This window comes from Actinomyces haliotis, from assembly GCF_015355765.1.
GTDB lineage: Bacteria > Actinomycetota > Actinomycetes > Actinomycetales > Actinomycetaceae > Actinomyces > Actinomyces haliotis.
In genome coordinates, this window is sequence record NZ_JACWNA010000021.1 from 13,202 (window position 1) to 28,478 (window position 15,277).

Consider the following 15,277-nt stretch of genomic DNA (forward strand, 5'->3'; position numbering starts at 1 on the left):
GCGGGACGAGCCGGCTCCCCGGAGCCCGCCCGCTACCCTGAGACCATGCCCGAGACCCCCTCCACCGGCCCCGCCCCCGACGACGGCGCGCCCGCAGGCTCCCTCCAGGAGCAGGGAAGCGGGCTCCTCGGCCCCTCCGACGTCCGCGACCTGTGCGGGGCCCTCGGCATCCGTCCCACCAAGACCCTGGGCCAGAACTTCGTCCACGACGCCGGAACGGTCCGGCGCATCGTCCGGTCCTCGGGCGTGCGCCCTGGACAGACGGTCCTCGAGATCGGCCCCGGGCTCGGGTCCCTCACCCTCGCCATTCTCGAGGCCGGTTCCCGCGTCGTCGCGGTCGAGATCGACCCGCCCCTGGCCCGCGCCCTCCCCGTCACCGTCGCCGACCGGATGCCGCAGGCCTCCCAGCGGCTCAAGGTCGTGCCCGCTGACGCGCTCACCATCGACGGCCCCGCGGCCCTCGGTCTCGCGGAGACGGACGCCCTCCCCACCCGGCTCGTCGCCAACCTGCCCTACAACGTGGCCGTCCCCGTCCTGCTCACGCTCCTAGAGGCCCTGCCGTCCCTGGAGTCCGTCACCGTCATGGTCCAGGCGGAGGTCGCCGACCGCCTCGCCGCCCGCCCCGGCTCGCGCACCTACGGCGTCCCCAGCGTCAAGGCCGCCTGGTACGCCGAGGCGCGGCGCACCATCACGATCGGACGCACGGTCTTCTGGCCGGTCCCCAACGTCGACTCCGCCCTCGTCCAGCTCGACCGCCACGAGCCCCCGACCACGACCGCCACCCGCGAGCAGGTCTTCGCCGTCATCGACGCCGCCTTCGCTCAACGCCGCAAGACCCTCCGCAAGGCCCTCGCCGCCCTTGCCGGGGGCCCCGACGCCGCTGAGTCCGCGATCCGCGCCGCCGGCATCGACCCGACGCTGCGCGGTGAGCGCCTCGACGTCGCCGCCTTCGCGGCCCTCGCCGAGCACATCGACTGGCAGGCCCTCGAGGAGGCGCGTCAGTGAGCCACCTGCGTGCCATCTCCGGTGGTGACGCCGCCCTCCCGCGACGCTCAGGGTCGGCGACCCAGGTCCGCGTCGAGGCCCCCCTCCGCGTCACTCTCACCCACGCGGCCACCCGTGACGACGCCCGGGCGCCGGGCGCCCTCCCCGTGCTGGCCGGCGTCGTCCAGGCGGTGCGGCTCATCGAGACGGTGACGGCTCGGCGCCAGAGCCTCGACGCGCACGGGCTCGTGACCCTCAGCGACGACGACCCGTCGGCCGCGCCGCAGCCCGCGCCCGCCGACGAGCCGGCCGTGCGCGCCGCCCGCCTCCTCGCCGACGAGCTCGACGTCACCGAGGGCGTCGACCTCGTCGTCCGCCGCCGTGCTCCGCTCCACAGCGGTCTCGCCGTCGGAGCGTCCGACGCCGCAGCCGCCCTCCTCGCCTGCAACGTCCTGTGGGGCACGGGGCTGAGCCAGACGGAGCTCGCCGAGCTCGGCGCGCGCCTCGACCCCGCCGTCCCCTTCGCCGTCACCGGCGCCACCGCCGTCGACCACGGCACCGGCGAGCACCTCAGCCCCCTCATGACGCGGGGCGCCTACCAGTGGGTGCTCGCCCTGCCCGAGAACGACCTCGACCCGGCTGAGGTCCTCGCCCGCCACGCCGACCGCGCTGCCTGCGGGCCCGGCGAGCCGGACACCACCGGCAAGCCGCTCGCCGCCCTCACCGCAGCCCTGCGCGCAGGCGACCCCGTCGCCCTCGCGTCCTCCCTCCGCAACGACCTCCAGGAGACCGTCATCGCCCTGCGACCCCGAGTCCGCGACGTCATCGAGCTCGCCGAGTCCGCCGGCGCCCTGCGCGCCCTCGTGACCGGCACCGGCCCCGCCGTCGCCTGCCTCGTCCCCGACTCCGGCACGGCGATGCGCGTCAGCCGGGCCCTCACCGCCTCCGGGCTGGTCGCCTCCGCCGTGCGCGCCGACGCCCCCGTGGCCGGCGCGAGGAGCGTGGGCTGATGGCGCACCTCATCGGACTCGAGTCCATCCGGATCATGGTGGGCTCCCGCGTCCTCCTCGACGACATCACCCTCGGCATCGAGGACGGCACCCGCGTCGGCGTCCTCGGCCCCAACGGCGCCGGGAAGTCGACCCTCCTAGCCGCCATGGCCGGTGCTCGCGAGGTCGACGCAGGCCGGGTCACCCGCGCCGGCGGCACCCGCGTCGCCATGCTCTCCCAGACCGACGACTTCGCCCCGGGCGCCACCGTGCGCACCGCCGTCCACGGGGACGCCCCCGAGCACACCTGGGCCTCCGACCCCGCGGTGCGGGACATCCACGCCGGCCTGCTGGCCGACCTCGACCTCGACGCACCCGTCGCCACGCTCTCCGGCGGGCAGCGGCGCCGCGTCGCGCTCGCGGCCGTCCTCACCGCCGACGCGCAGGTCGTCATCCTCGACGAGCCCACCAACCACCTCGACGTCGAGGGCGTGGACTGGCTCGCCCGGCACCTCAACGCCAGGTTCGCCGGCCGCCGGGCGGACACCGGCGCCCTCGTCACCGTCACCCACGACCGCTGGTTCCTCGACGCGATCTGCACCAACGTCTGGGAGGTCGTCCCCGGCGTTGACCCCGGCAACGGACGGCCTCAGGTGCCGGGCAGCATCGAGACCTACGACGGCGGCTACGCGGCGTACGTCCTCGCCCGCGCCGAGCGCGCCCGCCAGGCGGCCGTCGCCGCCGAGAAGCGCGACAACCTCCTGCGCAAGGAGCTCGCCTGGCTCCGTCGCGGAGCCCCCGCCCGCACCTCGAAGCCCCGCTTCCGCATCGACGCCGCCGAGGCCCTCATCGCCGACGTGCCGCCGCCGCGCGACACCGTCGAGCTCATGGCGATGGCAACCGCGCGCCTCGGTAAGAAGGTCCTCGACCTCGAGGACGTCACGGTGCGCTACCCGCGCCGTCCCGAGGACCCGACCGCGGGCGAGAAGGAGGTCCTGCGGAAGGTGACCTGGCGTCTCGCCCCGGGTGAGCGCGTCGGCGTCGTCGGCGTCAACGGCGCCGGCAAGACGACCCTCCTGCGCCTCCTCGAGGGCGTCCAGGAGCCCACTGAGGGACGCGTCGTGCGCGGCAAGACCGTCCAGGTCGCCGCGCTCTCGCAGTCCACGCACGAGCTCGACGCCCTCACCGACCTGCGCGTCGTCGAGGCCGTCTCCATGGTCGGCGAGCACGTCACCGTGGGCGGCAAGGAGCTCACCGCCGCCCAGCTCGTCGAGCGGCTCGGCTTCACCCGCCAGCGCGCCTGGACGCGCGTCGGCGAGGTCTCCGGCGGCGAGCGCCGCCGCCTCCAGCTCCTCCGCCTGCTCATGACCGAGCCCAACGTGCTCCTCCTCGACGAGCCGACCAACGACCTCGACACCGACACCCTCGCCGCCGTCGAGGACATCCTCGACTCCTTCTCCGGCACTCTCGTCGTCGTCTCCCACGACCGCTACCTCCTCGAGCGCGTCACGGACCACCAGGTCGCCCTCCTCGGCGACGGCTCCGTGCGGGGCCTGCCCGGGGGAGTGGAGCAGTACCTCGAGCTGCGGCGCGCTGCCGAGGCCGGGGCCTCCGACACCCCGACCACGCGCCGTGCGCCGGTGGGCGGCGGGAGCGACGGCTCAGTGGGCTCCTCCGGCACGGGCGGCACCGGGCTGACCGGAGCCGAGCGGCGCGAGGCCCAGAAGAGCCTCGCCCGCGTCGAGCGTCGCATGGACAAGGCGGCCCAGGCCGTCGACCTCCTCCACGCCCGCATGGAGGAGGTCTCCGCCGACCCGTCCCGCGTCACCGAGCTCGTCGAGCTCGGGCGGGAGCTCGCGGCCGCCGAGGCCGAGCAGGCGGACCTCGAGGCCGAGTGGCTCGAGGCCGCGGAGGTGCTCGAGGGCTGACGGCCCGCTCCGGGAGAGATCGGGCACGCACGCCCCGCACGTCGGCTCCCCGACCTCGGGCCGCGCTGCCGCTCCGCATAGGATCGAGGCATGCCGAACGCCTCCCAGACCACCGTCGCCTCGCGGATCGAGGACGTCGTCCGCACGATGCGCTGCTCCGGCTGCGGCCTGTGCGCCCAGTACGAGGGCGTCACCATGGCCCTCGACGACGGCGGCTACATGCGCCCCGTCGTCGCCGCCGACTCCCCGACGCGCACCATGGCCGCCCCCCGCGAGCTCGCGCTCTTCGACGGCTCCTGCCCCGGCGTCGCCGTCGAGGCCCAGCGCCCCGAGGGGGCCGACCGCCACCCGGTCATCGGGCCGTACACGGGGATCTGGGCGGCGCACTCGACCGACCCCGAGGCGCGCTTCAACGGCTCCTCCGGCGGCGTCCTCACGACGATCGCCCGCTTCCTCGTCGACACCGGTCGCCAGAGCACCGTTGTCGGCGCCCGTGCGGACGCGTCGGACCCCTCCCGCACGCAGACGGTCCAGACGGGCGACGCCGCTGAGGTGACCAGCCTCGCCGGCTCCCGCTACGCGCCGGTCTCCAACGCCTCCGCCCCGGAGGCCCTGCGGTCGTCGACGGTCTTCATCGGCAAGCCCTGCGAGGCGCAGGCCGTGCGCCGTATGTCGACCGCGGACGGCGGGGAGCCGCCCGTCATCCTGTCCTTCTTCTGCGCCGGCACCCCGCGCCAGGACGCCACGGACGGCCTCCTCGACGAGCTCGGCGCCCACCGCCCCCTGGAGTCCATGTGGTACCGCGGCCACGGCTGGCCGGGCTCCTTCACCGCCACCGGGAAGGACGGCGAGGCCGTCTCCGTCAGCTATTCCGACTCCTGGGGCGCCGCCCTCGGACCCACCGTCCAGTGGCGCTGCCGCCTGTGCGCCGACGGCGTCGGCGAGTACTCCGACATCACCGCCGCCGACTACTGGGAGTCGACACCGGAGGGCTATCCGGACTTCGCGGAGAAGGAAGGGGTGAGCGCCCTCATCGCCCGTACCCGGCGCGGCTACGAGATCGTCCAGGAGGCCGTGGCCGCCGGCGTCATCGAGGTCGAGCCCCTCGAGCCCGACGCCCTCGCCGCGGTCCAGCCCTACCAGGTCACGCGGCGGCAGTACCTGCCCGCGCGACTGGCCGCCTCCCGCACCATGGGAGTCACGCCGCCGCGGGTGCGGGGCTTCAGCCTCGGCAGGATGGCCGTCAGGGACCCGAAGGGACTGTGGCAGCAGTACCGCGGCTCCATGTCGCGGCTGCGCCGGAAGTTCGGCGTCGAGCCCCCGTGGCTCCGCCGCCGCGGCTGAGAGCCCGTCAGCGCCCGGAGGCCCGCTCCGCGTCCCGCAGGACCGGGGCAGGCTCCATGGCGCGCAGCCCGTTCCAGGCGAGGTTCACCATGTGCGCGGCGACCTCCTCCTTCGTCATCGTGCGGTTCTCCAGCCACCACTGGGACGGCATGGCGACGATCCCCACGAGCATCTGCGCGTAGAGGGGGGCCGTGCGCGGGGCGATCCCGTGCGCCGAGAACTGCGAGGCGAGGATCCCTGAGACCTGGATGGCGACGTCGGCCAGCAGCGTCGAGTAGGTCCCGGCCGAGCGGTCCGAGCCCGAGGAGAGGATCCGGAACCCGTCGGGGGAGTCCTCGATGTAGGTGAGCAGCGCGAGGGCCGCACGCTCGACGATGATTGACGCGGAGGTCGACGAGCGCAGTGAGGCCGTGATCGTCGTCGAGATGGTCATGAGCTCACGGTCGACGATGACCGCGTAGAGGCCCTCCTTGCCGCCGAAGTGCTCGTAGACGACCGGCTTGGACACCTTCGCCCGGGAGGCGATCTCCTCGATGCTCGTCGCGTCGAAGCCCTTCTCCGCGAAGAGGCCCCGCGCCACCGTGATGAGCTGCTCGCGCCGCTCGCCCGCGCTCATCCGCGTCCGCTTGCTCGCCTTGGCCGTCATGGAGCCATCATGCCCCCGGCGCGCGGAGGGCCGTCGCCACCACGGCCGTGAGGGCGACGGCCGGTGGTGAGGCTGCGGCTACGGGCGGCTCACCTCGCGGTCGAGCGGCGGCCGTGGTACCAGGTGGAGACGGCACGGCCGGTCCGGCGCGAGAGCCGGTGGCTCGGGGCCTCGATGACCTTGTGGAAGGCCCAGGCGAGCGGGAGGGCGATCACGGCCGTGATCGGAAGGGTCCACCAGGCGGGGATCGCGCTGGTGAGGTTGCGGACCGACAGCACGACCGGCTCGTGGATGAGGTACAGGGAGTAGCTCATGAGCCCGAGCCACTGGACGACCCGGGAGCGCATGAGGCGTCGAGCCGCGCCGAAGCGCACCGTGAGGACGACGATGCCGGCGGCCGAGGCCAGCACGACCGTGTCCGCGACGCGACCGCGCCAGCCTCCCATCATGAACGGCCACCAGTCCGCGGTCATGGTGACGAGGAGCAGCACGGCCAGAGGCGTGGACCACCGCCGTGGCGTCGCGGCCTGGACGCCCTCGAGGTGACCCCAGTACCAGCCGAGGGTCGCACCGATCGCGAAGACCGGCATGTACGACGCCCAGCCCGGGCTCCCGGTGACGAGGGGGACAGCCAGAGCGAGGACGACGGGGAGCCAGCGTAGCCGCCACCGCGCCACGAGGGCGACGAGGAGGACGCCGATCGGCAGGAGGAACGAGAAGATCGCCTCGGCGTGCAAGGACCACAGGACCGAGTTCCGGTACGCGTGGCTGGGGATCAGCAGCAGCTCGGGCAGGAGGTGCGCGGTCGGCCAGCCGTGCAGGGAGCGCGCCACCGTCCAGGGCCCCAGCGAGGGGTCGGTGGACCGGTGGATGACGTGCATCGTGATCGTCGCCCACACCGTCGCGGCGACGGCCGGCACCCACAGGCGCACGACCCGGCGCGGGAAGTAGTCGACCCAGTCGAAGGAGTCTCCGCGCGCGTCGCGCCGGGCGATCGGGTACACGAGGGCGACTCCCGACAGCACGAAGAAGATGAGGACGGCCTCGTGCCCCATCCAGAGGAGGTGCAGGGGCGTCGTCGTCAGGAGCCGGGCGGCCGTGGACGTGGGGATGACGCCGGGACGCGCCCCGACCTCTCCGAGGGCCGGCACGGTGAGCAGGCTGTGGTGGATGAGCACGATCACCGCGGCGAGGCCTCTCACGCCGTCGAGCTCGACGAGGCGCTGGCTGCGCGGCCGAGCGCTTCGGCTCGAGGTCGGGGAGATAGGGGTCATGGCGTCATCCTGCCCCGGGGGCCGTCCTGCGCCCCAGCCCTCGGACCGTCCCGTGCTCCGTTCCACACCCCGAGGAGCCGTGTCGCGCGGACCCTGTGGGTTCGGGCGGGGCGGGCGCCCGTGAGACACTGGTCGCCGCCGCGTCCCACGGGCCGCGGTCCTCCGCCCTGGTGTAGCGGCAGCACGCAGGCCTTTGGAGCCTTGAGGCCCGGGTTCGATCCCTGGGGGCGGAACGGACGAGCCGCTCGTCGTAGGATGGCGCTGCTCCCTGCACGGACCCCGGTGCGCCGAACGCGACCGGAGCGAAGCGAGAAGAGGATCTGTGGCTTCCACCACCCCCGCCGCCGTCATCGTCATGGCCGCCGGTAAGGGCACCCGCATGCGCTCCGCGACCCCCAAGGTCCTGCACCGGATCGGCGGCCGGAGCCTCCTCGACCACGCGGTCACCGCGGCCCGGGGCCTGCGCCCCGAGCACCTCGTCGTCGTCGTGCGCCACGAGCGCGACGCCGTCGTCGCCCACCTCGCCGAGGTCGCCCCTGACGCGGTCACCGCGGACCAGGACGACGTGCCCGGCACCGGCCGGGCGGTCGCCTGCGGCCTGGACGCCCTCCCGGAGGGCCTCGACGGCGCCGTCGTCGTCACCTCCGGGGACGTCCCCCTCCTCGACGCCGCCACCCTCGAGGCCCTCGTCGCGCAGCACGAGGAGCGGGGCGACGCCGTGACCCTGCTGACCACCGAGCTCGAGGACCCCACCGGCTACGGCCGCGTCCTCCGCGGGGCGGACGGGACGGTCACCGCGATCGTCGAGCACCGCGACGCCACCGAGGAGCAGCGGGCCGTCCGCGAGGTCAACGCTGGCGTCTACGTCTTCGACGCCGCGCACCTGCGCGACGCCCTGGCCTCGCTCGGCACGGACAACGACCAGGGCGAGGTCTACCTCACCGACGTCGTGTCCCGAGCCCACGACGCCGGTCTGTCGACGAGCGCGCTGGTCGTGACCGACCACTGGCTCGTCGAGGGCTGCAACGACCGCGCCCAGCTCGCCGAGCTCGGCGCAGAGCTCAACCGCCGCGTGCTCGCCCGCTGGATGGAGCAGGGCGTCGGCGTCACCGCGCCGCAGTCAACCTGGGTGGACGTGACCGCCGAGCTGGCGCGCGACGTCCAGCTCGAGCCGGGTGTCCTGGTTTGCGGGACCACCCGGATCGGCGAGGGGACCCGAGTGGGCCCTTACGCCGTCCTGACCGACGTCGAGATCCCGGCGGGCGCCGTCGTCGCGCCCTTCGCCCAGCTCGACGGAGACGCTCCCACGCCCACCGCGGGGGAGCGCTGAGCGTGCGAGCGCACGCCGAGGCCACCAACGAGGGCCGTTCCGGCTCCGAGAGGGGAACCATCACATGACGGGCATCATCACCAACGGCGAGAAGCGGCTGGTCATCGTCTCCGGACGGGCCCACCCAGCGCTGGCCCAGCAGGTGGCCGGTGAGCTGGGCACCGAGGTCCTGTCCTCGACCGCCTACGACTTCGCGAACGGTGAGACCTACGTCCGCTTCAACGAGTCGGTCCGCGGCTGCGACGCCTTCGTCATGCAGTCCCACGGTGACCGGGTCAACGACTGGCTCATGGAGCAGCTCATCATGGTCGACGCCCTCAAGCGCGCCTCGGCCAAGCGCATCACCGTCGTCGCGCCCTTCTTCCCCTACGCCCGTCAGGACAAGAAGCACCTCGGTCGTGAGCCCATCAGCGCCCGCCTCGTCGCGGACCTCTACAAGACCGCCGGCGCGGACCGCATCATGAGCGTCGACCTCCACACCGCGCAGGAGCAGGGCTTCTTCGACGGCCCCTGGGACCACCTGTGGGCGCAGCCGGTCCTCGTGGAGTACATCCGCGGTCGCGTCGACCCGACCAACACGACCGTCGTCTCCCCGGACGCCGGACGCATCCGCGTCGCCGAGCGCTGGGCCCACTCCCTGGGCGACACCCCGCTCGCCTTCGTGCACAAGACCCGTGACGTCACCCGGCCGAACGAGTCGGTCGCCAACCGCGTCGTCGGTGACGTCGCCGGCCGCTCCTGCGTGCTCGTCGACGACATGATCGACACCGGCGGCACGATCGCCAAGGCCGTCAAGGTCCTCCTCGACTCCGGCGCCAAGGACGTCATCGTCGCGGCCACGCACGGCGTGCTCTCCGGCCCCGCCGTCGAGCGCCTGTCGACCTGCGGGGCCCGCGAGGTCGTCGTCACCGACACACTGCCGATCCCCGAGCAGAAGCGCTTCGAGCAGCTGACGATCCTCCCGATCGCCCCCCTCCTGGCCGAGGCCGTCAAGGCCGTCTTCGACGAGGGCTCGGTGACGCGACTCTTCGAGTCCGCCGGCGTCTGAGTCCGGTGCGCGCGGTCGCACCCGGACGCGGGTGAGATGAGACGGGCGGGAGAGGCTACCCTCTCCCGCCCTTTCCTTCACCCGCGGCAGGTCCCCTCCTTCACCCGGCCAGGCGCCTTGAACACCCCTCCCGTCCCCCGGGTGGAGTGGCGTGGATCACATGCTGCGGATGGCTGCGGATCCGCAATGAGGGCGCTGGTAGCGTGGCATGCGCCTAATAAATGAGTACCGCCGTCGAAATGGCCTTCGATCCATAAGCATCGGAATCATTCGTGCGCGCGATGCGCAGGCAACGAGGGATTTCGAGAGGAGCACGATGCTGTACGCCACCAGTCAGCGCCGGCAGTTCACGCGTGAGATCGCGGATCGGCTCCGGCGCGGCCTCGGCTCCGTCGCCCTCGTCGCCGCCCCCTCCGCCCCCGGCGTCTGGTCCCTCGGCCCGCTCCTCGCCGCCCAGTGCTCGGACCACGTCCTGCGGCCCCGGGTCGTCCAGATCGACGCGAGCACCACTGAGGCCGCCGTCCTCGCCGGGCCCGATCCCTCCGGCCGCCCGAGCGTCCTCGAGACTTGCGTCGTCCAGGTCTTCGAGCGCCTGCGCTTCGACGCCGAGCTCGACGGCGTCCGTGATGAGCTCGACCGACTCCGTCAGGGCGTCCGCAACGCCGCCCAGGCCGAGTCCCAGATCGTCCTGACGTCGCGCTTCGCCTCCGTCCTCGCCCGTGTGCGGCCCCTCTTCATCGTCCTGTCCAACCTTGGTGACACCTCCGAACCGGTCGTCGCCCAGCTGCGACGCGCAGCCTCCTACCTCGCCGGCGTCCCGTGCGCCGTCATCGTCCTGCTCCCCGCGGGCACCCAGGTCGGCAACTCCGTCCCCCCGCTGTTCACCGCCTCCCTCTCCCAGCTCGACCCCGACGACGCTCACAACCTCCTCAGCGCCGTCACAGCCGCCCACGTCGACCCCATGACCGCCTCCCTCATCGCCGAGAGCTGCGGGGGACGCATCGAGGACGTCCGTGAGAACGGCACCGCCCTGTCGGCCGCGGCACTGGGAGGTCGCGAGCTCCTGCCCTACGAGCCGGTCGTCTCGGCTCCCACCCGCGCCATGGTCGCCGAGCAGGTCGGCCTCCTCGAACCCGACGAGGTCGAGGCCCTCGTCGCCTCCCAGCTCCAGCTCGTCCAGGACGACGACGTCGTCGAGCGCGTCACCGGCGCGCGTCCGGTCCGCGTCGTCGAGGGCCTCGTCCCCGCGCCCGACGCCGCCTTCAACCCGCCGCCGCGCACCGTCACCTCCCACGCCGTCATCGAGTCCGTCACGGAGTCCGTCCGGAAGGACCTCCACCTCCGGCTGGCGCAGGCCTATCCCGAGGGCACCCGGGAGCACGCCTGGCACCTCGTCGGCGCCGGACAGGGCCGGGCCGAGGACGCCGACACCCTCCTCGACGCGACCGCCGCCGAGCTCGACCACGGCCGCCTGCTCCTCGCCCGCCGTCTCACCCAGGTCTTCCGCGACGTGCCCGGCGGTACCAGCGCCCAGCGCAGTCGCGCCCGCCTCCTCGAGGCCTCCCTGGCGCTCCATCTCGGTGCGAGCCTGACCGCCTCCACCATCTACCTCGAGGTCACCGAGTTCGACGAGCTGGCCCCGGAGCACGAGGTCGAGGCGATCACAGGCTACGTCTGCGCACGGGGCGGCGAGGAGATGAGCGCCCAGGAGGACCGCCGCATGGTGGACCGCCTGACGGCGCTCGCTCCCGAGCAGCCCGGAGCCGTCGCCCGGTGCCTCATCATGATGGCGGCGCAGGAGATGCTCGTCGGTGACGAGGTCGGCCCGGCCTCCCACCTTGAGCGCGCCAGGGAGGTCATCGCGGGTGCCGGCTGCGAGAGCCTCGCGGGCTGCGCCTCCCTCGTCGACGAGCTCGCCCGCGGCGACCAGTGGAGCCTGACCGACTCCCTCATCGAGGTCCCCGAGTCGACGCCGCGCTCCGACGTCGGCGTGTGGGCGGAGCTCATCATCCGCGCCTACCTGGCCATCACCGGCGACGCTGGGCAGCGCAACACCGTCGCCATCGAGTCGATGCTGGGTCGACTGTCCGGGGTCAGCCCCCTCATCGAGGCCCACGTCTCCGCCCTTCACGCGCTCCTGGCCGAACATCGCGGCTGGACGGGCGCCGCTCGCGAGCAGCTCGAGGCGGACCGTGCCCGCGTGCCCATGCGCGTCGGCCTCAACGGCGTCGGCGTGGCTCTCGCTGCCCAGGCGGCCCTGCTCTTCGGCGACGACCTCACCTTCCGCGCCTGGCGCGAGGCCATGACCGCCTGGGGCCCGGGCGGCTGGTCCTCGCCCCGTCAGCTGTGGGCGAGCGTCCTCGAGGCCGTCTCGCGGCTCGTCGACGGCGACGCCTCGCTCGCCTCCCTCGTGCTCGGCCCCGCGGTCTCCGCCCCGGTCCCGCACGCCTACCTCATGGCCGTGTGGTCCTCCGTGGTCGACATGGTCATCCTCGAGCCGGGCCTCACCGACCGGGTTCCCGGCCTCGCCTCCTGGCTCTGCGAGGGAGCGCCCGAGCCCCGCGGGGGCAGTCTCGACGACCGCATCATCGAGGTCCTGCTCGTCGACGACGAGGAGGCCGTCGCGGTCGTCTCCCGACTCGTCCTCGACGCCGTGGTCTCCGGCTCCATCATCTGGCAGGTCCGTGCCAACATGGCCTGCGCCGCCAGGCTCCGCCGCTCACCCGAGCTCGACGTCGCCGCCCTCGGTATCAGCGGGGACGCCTCCTCCTCCGCGACCGTCCTCCTGGAGCGCGCCCGCGAGCTCGCCGCCTCCCACGGCATGGAGTTCTGGGTCGCTGCCGCCCGACGTCTCGAGCCGGAGCCCGAGCCCGAGCCGGCGGCACCCGTGGCGACCGCGCCCGTCGCCCCGAGCCTCACCGACACCGAGCTGCAGGTCGCGCGCCTCGCGGCACAGGGCTGGCGCAACAAGGAGATCGCCGGCGAGCTTTACATGGCCGTGCGCACCGTGGAGCTCCGCCTGACAGGCGTCTACCGGGCGCTGGGGATCTCGAGCCGCAAGGACCTCGCCCAGGCGCTCGTCGACACCCACCTCATGGAGGACTGAGCCGGCACCGACGGCCCCGTCCGGCGCCCCGTCCGGGGCTGCCCGCAGTACCCGCGGCGCCCGCAGGAGATGGTCCTGCGGGCGCCGTCGTGCTCGAGCGGAGGACGAGCCCTGGGGAGCGCCGGACTCGCGGCTCCCGGGCGGCCGCGGACGGCCGGCGGTGGACGCGGAACGGGCCCCGCACCGTGAGGTGCGGGGCCCGTTCGGAGCTCTCGCGGCGCCGTCCTCAGGCCGTGAGACCGGCCGTGATCGCCTCGCGCAGCATCGTGGAGGAGGTTGAGAGCGTGTACGGCATGTAGACGACCTCGGCGCCGACCTCGGCCATCTCGGCCTCAAGGCGTGCGCCCTTGGCCGTGCCCTGCCAGTCCGACCCCTTGAAGATGACGTCGAAGTGGTTGGCCTGCCAGGCGAGCCGCTTGTCCTGGGACGTGTCCGGGACGGCGAGGTCGACCACGCGCAGGGCGCCGACGATCTCGAGGCGCTCGTCGAAGCCGATGACCGGGTACCGGTTCTTCATGGCGTACAGGGACTCATCCGTCGCGACACCCGCGATGAGGCGGTCGCAGCGCTTTGCGGCCTCCCGCAGGATGTTGAGGTGTCCGATGTGGAGCATGTCGAAGCCGCCGGGAACGTAGCCGGTGATCATCAGTAGGCGCCCTTTCCGCCCAGCACGGCCTTGGCGGTCGCGGAGGCGATGTGGAGATCGAGTGCGGGGGAGGCGTTGTCGACGTAGTGCCCGTCGAGCTCGACCGTCCTCTCCCATGACAGGTCGGAGCGGCCCGAGACCTGCCAGAGGCCGGTCATTCCGGGACGCACCAGGAGGCGACGGCGCGCCTCCGCGTCGTACCTGGCGACCTCCTCGGCCAGCGCGGGGCGCGGGCCGATGAGCGACATGTCGCCGAGCATGACGTTGAAGATCTGGGGGAGCTCATCGATCGAGAAGCGACGGATGAACTTGCCGACCGGCGTGATGCGCGGGTCGTCAGCGGACTTGAAGAGCACCTCGTTGCCCTCGCCCTTGTCCTGCATCTCCGCGAGGACGGCGGCGCGGCGGGCGTCGGCGTCGACGTACATCGAGCGCAGCTTGAACATCGTGAACGGGACGCCGTCCTTGCCGATGCGCTTCTGCGTGTAGAAGGCGGGGCCGCCGTCGGTCAGCTTCACCGCGATGCCCGCGGGCACGATGATGAGGAGGGCGATGAGGGTGAGGATCCCGCCGGCGACGAGGTCGAAGACGCGCTTGCCGAGGCCCAGGGCCTTGCGAGGGGCGACCTCGACGGCGCCGGTCCACGCGGCGGCCGAGGGAAGGGCGTGCATGCGCTCGGGCGCGACGTGGGACAGGCCCGGCATCACGATGAAACGGGCGTCGGTGCCCTCGACGCCGCGCAGCGCGGCGGTCTGGTCCGCGGGGTGGACCGCGCCCACGGCGAGGACGACGTCGATGTCGTGACCGATGACGAGGTCGTGGAGCTGGCCGGGCTTGCCGAGGACACGCGGCAGGGCGACGTCGGCAGCGGGGCGGGTGGAGCCGCACACGGCGCCGACGACGAGGTAGCCGTCGCCCGGGTGCAGGCGCATCTGGTGGATCATCTCCTCACCGCCGTCACCGACGACGACGAGGGCGCGGCGCAGCCCGTGGCCGTCCATCCGCGCGTTGCGGAGGAAGGACTGGGCGGCGATGCGACCCAGGATGACGGCGAGGGTGCCGAGCGGCGCGGCCACGAGGGTCGCGTACCAGGGGACGAGCGTGCCGAGGACCTGGGCGACGAGGAGCGCGCCCATGACGGTGACCGGGAGGGCGGAGAGCGCACGGCGCCAGCCGGTGGTGGCCTCGCCGAGAACGTCCTCGCTCATGGTCCCGCAGGCCCAGGTCGTGGCGACGAGGAGCGCGTTCGTGCCGAGGACCCACTGGGTGTCAGCGGGGCCCCCCGCGACCGCGAGGGCGATGACGACCGCGGGCACCATCGCCAGGACCACGTCCTGGACGACGAGCCAGGCCCGCAGGCGGCGACGGTAGCTGCGCCAGGAGCGGCGCAGCAGCGCGGTGTCCTCCATCGCGGCGGCGCCGGCACGACGTGCGGAGCGCTGCGCGCCTGAGGGCGCCTGGTGCGAGGTCTGAAGGAGGGACATGGCCACCTAACGGTCGTTCTGGAGGGCTGCGGAGTCCCAGCGGGGATGCCAGGGCGCCGCACGCGTGCGACTGGAGTACCCGGGTAAGGAATTCCGGTCCGCGCGGTGTGACGCACAGTCTGGCCGCGCGCTGGTGGGTGAGAAAGGGTGTGAATCACGCGTTTGGTTCCGTTGCGGTAACCATGCGGTGCGTGCGGTGAGTAGCGGTGACGCGCGGCACGCGACCGTAATCTCCGCGTGATCTCCGCGTGATCTCGCCGTTTTCCAGTCGTGCCACCGCGACCTTCGGTGGATGACGAATAGGTTGCGGAATCGCGTTCCACATGTGCTCCGGGCCACGTCGGTGGTTCAATCCGAAGTGATTTTCCTTGCGATTTTGTGAGCCCGGTCGCGCTGGCTGCGTGACTGTGTCGACTTCGTCACGCGCCTGTGTCGCCAGCGTGGTGGCCCGCCGGCTCGACCGTGAGTCCCGTCCTGGATGCGGCGCTCACCTCGTGG

Annotated in this window: 11 protein-coding genes and 1 tRNA gene; 8 read left to right on the forward strand and 4 right to left on the reverse strand. The window is 73.2% G+C overall.

The features are described from left to right. Positions 1–45: 45 nt before the first annotated feature. The 4 genes from rsmA (at position 46) to IXW69_RS09475 (ending at position 5,245) form a co-directional block, all read left to right on the forward strand. Complete coding sequence (rsmA, locus tag IXW69_RS09460) at positions 46–1,005, forward strand: 16S rRNA (adenine(1518)-N(6)/adenine(1519)-N(6))-dimethyltransferase RsmA (RefSeq protein WP_194786097.1); 960 nt, start codon at positions 46–48, stop codon at positions 1,003–1,005. Further along, entirely contained in the window at positions 1,002–1,994 is a 993-nt protein-coding gene (locus tag IXW69_RS09465; RefSeq protein ID WP_194786098.1) for a GHMP family kinase ATP-binding protein, read from the forward strand. Before rsmA ends, IXW69_RS09465 begins: the two co-directional genes overlap by 4 nt. Beyond that, positions 1,994–3,901: an ABC-F family ATP-binding cassette domain-containing protein gene (locus IXW69_RS09470; protein WP_194786099.1), complete on the forward strand. Its 1,908-nt coding sequence runs from the start codon at positions 1,994–1,996 to the stop codon at positions 3,899–3,901. The genes IXW69_RS09465 and IXW69_RS09470 overlap by 1 nt, the downstream gene beginning before the upstream one ends. 90 nt (positions 3,902–3,991) lie before the next feature. Further along, entirely contained in the window at positions 3,992–5,245 is a 1,254-nt protein-coding gene (locus IXW69_RS09475) for a Coenzyme F420 hydrogenase/dehydrogenase, beta subunit C-terminal domain (protein WP_194786100.1), read from the forward strand. Between the two features lie 7 nt (positions 5,246–5,252). Here the strand turns inward: IXW69_RS09475 and IXW69_RS09480 are convergent, their stop codons facing one another. Beyond that, positions 5,253–5,891, reverse strand: a complete 639-nt coding sequence (locus IXW69_RS09480) for a TetR/AcrR family transcriptional regulator (RefSeq protein ID WP_194786101.1) — start codon at positions 5,889–5,891, stop codon at positions 5,253–5,255. 89 nt (positions 5,892–5,980) lie between these two features. Then, on the reverse strand, positions 5,981–7,165 hold the full coding sequence (locus IXW69_RS09485) for an acyltransferase family protein (RefSeq protein WP_194786102.1): 1,185 nt from the start codon (positions 7,163–7,165) through the stop codon (positions 5,981–5,983). 161 nt (positions 7,166–7,326) lie between these two features. On the opposite strand from IXW69_RS09485, the gene IXW69_RS09490 reads away from it, so the two are divergent. The 4 genes from IXW69_RS09490 (at position 7,327) to IXW69_RS09505 (ending at position 12,649) form a co-directional block, all read left to right on the forward strand. Further along, positions 7,327–7,398: transfer RNA gene (locus IXW69_RS09490), tRNA-Gln, on the forward strand. Positions 7,399–7,487: 89 nt separating this feature from the next. Next, positions 7,488–8,495 (forward strand): bifunctional UDP-N-acetylglucosamine diphosphorylase/glucosamine-1-phosphate N-acetyltransferase GlmU, encoded by a 1,008-nt coding sequence (locus IXW69_RS09495; RefSeq protein WP_194786103.1) that lies wholly within the window; start codon positions 7,488–7,490, stop codon positions 8,493–8,495. Positions 8,496–8,559: 64 nt separating this feature from the next. Next, positions 8,560–9,543 carry a ribose-phosphate diphosphokinase gene (locus IXW69_RS09500; RefSeq protein WP_194786104.1) on the forward strand — a complete coding sequence of 328 codons (984 nt, stop codon included), beginning with the start codon at positions 8,560–8,562 and terminating at the stop codon, positions 9,541–9,543. Positions 9,544–9,859: 316 nt separating this feature from the next. Then, a complete protein-coding gene (locus tag IXW69_RS09505; RefSeq protein WP_194786105.1) occupies positions 9,860–12,649 on the forward strand; it encodes a helix-turn-helix transcriptional regulator in 2,790 nt (929 codons plus the stop codon). A gap of 226 nt (positions 12,650–12,875) precedes the next feature. On the opposite strand, the gene IXW69_RS09510 is transcribed toward IXW69_RS09505, so the two are convergent. Together IXW69_RS09510 and IXW69_RS09515 are read right to left on the reverse strand one after the other, a co-directional pair. Then, complete coding sequence (locus IXW69_RS09510) at positions 12,876–13,295, reverse strand: adenylyltransferase/cytidyltransferase family protein (protein ID WP_194786106.1); 420 nt, start codon at positions 13,293–13,295, stop codon at positions 12,876–12,878. After that, the gene (locus IXW69_RS09515; RefSeq protein ID WP_228525232.1) at positions 13,295–14,779 is read right to left on the reverse strand and encodes a sugar transferase; all 1,485 of its coding nucleotides are present in this window, start codon (positions 14,777–14,779) and stop codon (positions 13,295–13,297) included. The genes IXW69_RS09510 and IXW69_RS09515 overlap by 1 nt, the downstream gene beginning before the upstream one ends. Positions 14,780–15,277 lie beyond the last annotated feature (498 nt).